Consider the following 4,589-nt stretch of genomic DNA (forward strand, 5'->3'; position numbering starts at 1 on the left):
ACGCTCGGGCTGACGGCGTTCTGCTCCGTCCTTGCAGGTCTGCTCGGCGCGTGGGTGCTTCCCGCGCGTGCCGCTCGGACGATGACCACGACGGCGACTCTCTCCATGCGCGCCGGCGTCGCTTTTCTCTGGAGCGAACCCCTGCTGCGCCCTCTCTTTGGTATAGTGATGATCTTCGTGGGCATCGTTGGCGCCAACGGCAGCGTCATCATGCCTGCGCTGTTTGTAGATGCAGGACGCCAAGTAGCAGAGCTCGGGCTGTTCTCCTCAATGATGGGGGCTGGTGGTCTCCTTGGCATTGCCATTCATGCGTCGGTCGGCGCCCGGATATCAGCGCAGAACTGGCTGGCGGTGGCATTTTGTGGCTCTGCGGTGGGCTCGCTTCTGCTTTCACAGTTGCCAGGCGTGCCGGTGCTGATGTTGTTGGGCGCGCTCGTGGGACTGCTGACCGGCTCAGTCTCTCCCATTCTCAACGCTGCCATCTACAACCGCACGCCGCCAGAACTTCTCGGCCGGGTACTCGGCACGGTCTCGGCGGTGATGCTGTCAGCCTCGCCCATGGTTATGCTTGCGGCCGGCGCGTTTGTCGACCTTGCTGGTCCGCTCCCTGGCCTCGTTGTATCGGCCGTGTTTGCGGGGCTCGTGGCTCTACTCTCGCTCCGTCTTCAATTTGCTACAATGGCGGCGGCAGCCACAGCCTCCGCCCCAACCCATACAGAAGGTGAACACTGATGCCCCGCCCCAAGCTCAAGTCCGATGACGAGGTACTCGAGGCCGCCACCGTAGTGCTGAAGCGTTGCGGTCCCATAGAGTTCACGCTCAGCGGAGTAGCAAAGGAGGTGGGGCTCTCCCGCGCAGCGTTAATCCAGCGCTTCACCAACCGCGATACGCTGCTGGTGAGGATGATGGAGCGCGGCGTCGAGCAGGTGCGGCATTACCTGAATGCGATACCGATAGGCGCAGGGCCGCAAGGGCTCTGGGAATTTTTGCAGGTGCTCGTTCGGAGCATGAACACTCGCAACGACTTCTCGGTGAACTATCTCATCTCCTGGTACGAGCTCCAGGTGCCGGAGCTACGCACGCTTGCGATCCAGCGGAACCGCGCGGTGGTGGAGGGGATCCGCAAGCGACTGCCCCCAGGTGCTCCTGCGGCAGCTGAGTTGCTCCTGCACTCGGTCATCGCTGGCGCGACGATGCAGTGGGCCGTCGATCCGGATGGTGAGCTAGCTGATCATGTGCTGGCTCAGATCGCTGCCATCCTGTGTTTAATGTTTCCCGAACACGACGATTTCCAACTCCTCCAGGCACATGCGTAAACGGAGGTGTGCAGAGTCCCTGCGGCAGGCGACGAACACGACCGTCGTCGATTAGTACCGGTACGGTCGGTGGTATCGAAGTCTTGATCACCACTCAGGTCTACGGCTTACAAATGGTGACCATCCCGATACTTGCGTCAGAGCACCGGGCCGATTCTTTGACAGTGAATCACTCCCGTAAGGTTGTGCCGGTGTGGGTGTCCCGGGTCGAGACGATACTCCGCCAATGCGCCCAGCAAACAACCTGGCCATCGCAGGTGGTGGGGAGCGGTGTGGCGGATGAGTTGGACAAGTTGGTGTAGCAGCACGAGCACGGCGAGATAACATCGCAGGAGTTCGACATGCTCAAGAGACAGCTGATTGCGAATCGCGATGCAGATTCATAACCCGATTGCGGGTTGGCTTCACTCCACCATCACCGAGCAGACTAGCACGGCGGGCTCTGTTGCAAAGATTGGCGGCAGTCAGAGGTAGGCTGTCGCTCTGCGCCGATCAGGCGGCTGCTGCGAAATGGTGGTTGAGCATGCCCATGGCCTCCGTCAGCGCCGAGGGCCCAATGCCAAAAGCTCTCTCCACAAGGCGCACCTCGCCCCTGATGCCGGGCTGCAGGCACCAGGGGCGAGCCTGTCCTTTGCGCAGGGCTCGCATGACTTCGAATCCCTTGATCGTGGCATAGGCCGTGGGGATCGATTTGAAACCGCGCACCGGCTTGATCAGTATCTTGAGCTTTCCGTGATCGGCCTCGATCACGTTATTGAGATACTTCACCTGCCGGTGGGCCGTCTCCCGGTCCAGCTTTCCTTCGCGCTTCAATTCGGTGATCGCTGCACCATAGCTCGGCGCTTTGTCGGTATTGAGCGTGGCAGGCTTTTCCCAGTGCTTCAGGCCTCGCAGGGCCTTGCCCAGGAACCGCTTCGCTGCCTTGGCGCTGCGGGTCGGCGACAGGTAGAAATCGATCGTGTCGCCCCGCTTGTCGACTGCCCGGTACAGGTAGGTCCACTTGCCCCGCACCTTGACGTAGGTTTCATCCAGGCGCCAGCTCGGATCAAAGCCACGCCGCCAGAACCAGCGCAGCCGCTTCTCCATCTCCGGGGCGTAGCACTGGACCCAGCGATAGATCGTCGTATGGTCGACCGAAATGCCGCGTTCCGCCAGCATTTCCTCAAGGTCGCGATAGCTGATCGGATAGCGACAATACCAGCGCACCGCCCACAGGATCACATCACCCTGGAAATGGCGCCACTTGAAATCCGTCATCGTTCCGTCCGTCCAATCTCCGCCAAGCATGCTCAAGCTTCACGATTTTTGCAACAGAGCCCACACGAGTATTGAGCATAGTCGAGATTGGTGCAGATCACTTCTGATATTGAACTGTCAGGAGCTGGCTGCACAACAGCCATTACGCCCAATCAACTGGTGCAGTCGTCTTCTGAAAATGACAATCCAGTTAGGGTATAGCTCAACCTGACATAGAAGCAAAAACTCAACCACCTTCTACCAACTCTCCGAACAGCTCCTTGACCTTTGTTTTCGCATCAGCAAGTGCAGTTCTGCCTTGTTCAGTGATGTCATAAACACGCCGTTCACGTCGCCCGGTGCGTTCGTGGCGTGAGGTCAGATAGCCTTTTTTTTCCAGGCCGTGCAGCATCGGGTACACGGTGCCAGCGCTCATCTCGTAGCCGTGTCGGCGTAGCTCTTCGATGATCCCCAGCCCAAAGACAGGTTCCTCGGCTGCATGGTGAAGGATGTGCAGGCGGATCAAACCGCCGTAGAGGTCTTTGTCAGTCATTTTTTGTGCCTCACAGAGCGACGCTCAACAGCCACCCAGCTGCACCGCTACCGAGGACAACCAGCCACGGCGGGAGCTTCCAGAACATAAGTGCGACAAGGGCAACTAATGCCAAGCCGAAGTCTTGCGGCTGAAAGATGGCGCTAGTCCATACAGGCTGATACAGCGCGGCCAGCAGCAAGCCGACTACAGCGGCATTGATCCCGGCCAGCGCAGCTTGGATGCCTGTATTGCGGCGCAAACGCTCCCAAAATGGCATTGATCCGACGACCAGCAAGAACGAGGGCGCGAAGATAGCCAGCAGACACACAATGCCGCCGATCCAGCCCGACGGGGCGGTGTTCATCGAGGCACCAAGAAACGCGGCGAACGTGAACAAAGGGCCGGGCACCGCTTGAGCTGCCCCGTACCCCGCGAGAAAGGATTCATTGTTGACCCAGCCGGAGGGCACCACTTCGGCTTGCAGTAATGGCAGCACAACGTGACCACCGCCGAACACCAGTGATCCGACACGATAGAAGGAATCCACCATTGCCATGGTTTGACTTGGCATCAGTTCGGCCAACACCGGCAGGCCAATCAGCAAGACAAAGAACAGCGAGAGCCAAAGCACGCCGGCCCGGTGACTGACCGTGATAGGTAGGGGGTCATGCTCAACAACTTTCGCTGGCTTGAACAATAACCGGCCTGCGATGCCTGCGATAGCAATCACGCCAACCTGTCCCCACGCGGACGGCACAAGTAAAACGACGCAGGTAGCAATTGCCATGATGGTGACTCGCAGCCCATCCGTGCATAGGTTACGCGCCATGCCCCATACTGCTTGAGCGACCACGGCCACAGCCACCACTTTTAAGCCATGCAACGCGCCCTGCGAGACGTAATCGCCATAGCTGGAGATGCCGAGCGCAAAAAGGATCAAGGCTATGGCAGACGGCAGCGTGAAGCCAGCCCAAGCAGCCAGCGCCCCGCTGTATCCAGCCCGAGACAGTCCTACCGCTATGCCGACCTGGCTGCTTGCAGGCCCTGGCAAGAACTGACAAAGCGCGACCAAGTCAGCATAGCTCCGTTCGGAGAGCCAGCGCCGCCGTGTGACAAATTCGGCGCGGAAGTAGCCCAAGTGCGCAATGGGGCCGCCAAAAGATGTCAATCCAAGCCGCAGAAAAATAAGAAAGACCGACCATGGTCTGCTGTCATCGGTAGGGTTATTCGTCATACTTTCGCCTTCATGATCTGCAACGAGTTGATCAATAATAAGCGAAATTCGATAACGAAATTCGATATAAATCTAGAAAAAAATACCTCTATGTGTACTACGCAGTTTTAGCTGTGGCTTTCACAGGAGCACGCTTACTTACGGCTTAGCGTGCTTTATTTAATGAGATGGTCACTCCCTCCTTCCCGGTACTATGCTGAGGACAGGCTTTCATTCGGAGAACTATCATGGAAAACATTGCGCTCATTGGTATCGATCTGGGTAAAAA

The 4,589-nt window shown here is 58.2% G+C and carries 4 protein-coding genes and 1 pseudogene; 2 read left to right on the plus strand and 3 right to left on the minus strand.

Translation table 11 applies throughout. The features are described from left to right. Positions 1–732 (plus strand): annotated as a pseudogene (gene mrx(A), locus DD606_RS23760) (macrolide resistance MFS transporter Mrx(A)); the annotation flags it as partial. Then, positions 732–1,316, plus strand: coding sequence for a macrolide-binding transcriptional repressor MphR(A) (gene mphR(A) / locus DD606_RS23765; RefSeq protein ID WP_001137892.1), 585 nt, complete (start codon positions 732–734; stop codon positions 1,314–1,316). The pseudogene mrx(A) and the gene mphR(A), both read left to right, overlap by 1 nt. Positions 1,317–1,808: 492 nt before the next feature. On the opposite strand, the gene DD606_RS23780 is transcribed toward mphR(A), so the two are convergent. From DD606_RS23780 to chrA, 3 genes are all read right to left on the minus strand, one after another. Then, positions 1,809–2,573 carry an IS6-like element IS6100 family transposase gene (locus tag DD606_RS23780; RefSeq protein WP_001389365.1) on the minus strand — a complete coding sequence of 255 codons (765 nt, stop codon included), beginning with the start codon at positions 2,571–2,573 and terminating at the stop codon, positions 1,809–1,811. A 226-nt stretch (positions 2,574–2,799) separates the two neighbouring features. Further along, positions 2,800–3,105, minus strand: a complete 306-nt coding sequence (locus DD606_RS23790; RefSeq protein WP_000130000.1) for a PadR family transcriptional regulator — start codon at positions 3,103–3,105, stop codon at positions 2,800–2,802. A 10-nt stretch (positions 3,106–3,115) separates the two neighbouring features. Further along, positions 3,116–4,321 (minus strand): chromate efflux transporter, encoded by a 1,206-nt coding sequence (gene chrA, locus DD606_RS23795; protein WP_000184001.1) that lies wholly within the window; start codon positions 4,319–4,321, stop codon positions 3,116–3,118. Positions 4,322–4,589: the final 268 nt, after the last annotated feature.

Origin of the sequence: Enterobacter cloacae complex sp. GF14B (genome assembly GCF_004136805.1) — a bacterium.
GTDB lineage: Bacteria > Pseudomonadota > Gammaproteobacteria > Enterobacterales > Enterobacteriaceae > Enterobacter > Enterobacter hormaechei_C.